Annotated in this window: 2 rRNA genes; both read right to left on the reverse strand. The window is 48.6% G+C overall.

The features are described from left to right. Window positions 1–798, reverse strand: a 23S ribosomal RNA gene (locus CHL74_RS15390); the annotation flags it as partial. Window positions 799–1174: 376 nt separating this feature from the next. Continuing rightward, window positions 1175–1292: ribosomal RNA gene (locus tag CHL74_RS15395) — 16S ribosomal RNA — on the reverse strand; the annotation flags it as partial.

A 1292-nucleotide genomic window follows, 5' to 3' on the forward strand; every position in this document is an offset into this window, starting at 1 on the left:
CACTCATCTCATCCAGAAGCTTTTCAACGCTTATTGGTTCGGTCCTCCATCCCGTGTTACCGGGACTTCAACCTGGACAAGTGTAGATCACTTGGTTTCGCGTCTACCCCCTCTGACTTGACGCCCTATTCAGGCTCGCTTTCACTGCGGTTGCGTGGAGCTTAACCTTGCCAGAGATGGTAACTCGTAGGTTCATTATGCAAAAGGCACGCCGTCACTGCTTAAGCAGCTCCGACCGCTTGTAGGCGCAAGGTTTCAGGATCTATTTCACTCCCCTGCTCGGGGTTCTTTTCACCTTTCCTTCACAGTACTGGTTCGCTATCGGTCTCACGGGAGTATTTAGCCTTACCGGATGGTCCCGGCGGATTCGCGCAGAATTCCTCGTGTTCCGCGTTACTCAGGATACCACTAGGCTTCAGCGTGCTTCGAGTACGGGACTGTCACCCTCTATGGTCGTTCTTTCCAGAACGTTCCTCTCACAAGCATCGTGCCACAGCGTGGTCCTACAACCCCACGGCTGCGTTGCCACAGTCATGGTTTGGGCTCTTCCCCGTTCGCTCGCCACTACTAGGGGAATCATTAGTTTATTTTCTCTTCCTGCAGGTACTAAGATGTTTCAGTTCCCTGCGTTAGCTCTATCATAAGATAGTGACTGTCCTTCAGACAGACGGGTTGTCCCATTCGGAAATCCTCGGATCAGAGATCATTTGCATCTACCCGAGGCTTATCGCAGCTTATCACGTCCTTCATCGCCTCCGTGAGCCAAGGCATCCGCCTTGCGCCCTTTTCTACTTTCTTCGAATCTCTCATCTGATTGCTCAGACAAGAAACCGTAGCTCATACTTTCAGCTGTTGTTATTAATTTAACTTACAGTTTTGCTTGTATCAATATGTCAAAGATCGTTTTCCCGAGCCTTATATTATATAAGGTGGAAAGTGTGAGAAATAAGGACTTGAACCTCAAGGAACTCCGGCAATTATTAATTATTATTTTTTAACTATTAATTGTATAGTTGTTTCTCTATTTAGTAAGACAGTGCGCCAAGAAGCGCGGGAGAAGGAAAGCAAACCATTTGCTGACCTTAACCTTAATGCTAGACGTTCTAGCTTTTCTAGACCGTCTAGTGATACTAGACATTCTAGAGATTCTAGATGCTATAGCTCGTCTCTCCAGAAAGGAGGTGTTCCAGCCGCACCTTCCGGTACGGCTACCTTGTTACGACTTAGCCCCAATCACCGGTTTCACCCTAGGCCGACCCTTGCGGTCACGGACTTCAGGCGCCCCCGGCTTT

The organism is Prevotella sp. 885, from assembly GCF_002265625.1.
GTDB lineage: Bacteria > Bacteroidota > Bacteroidia > Bacteroidales > Bacteroidaceae > Prevotella.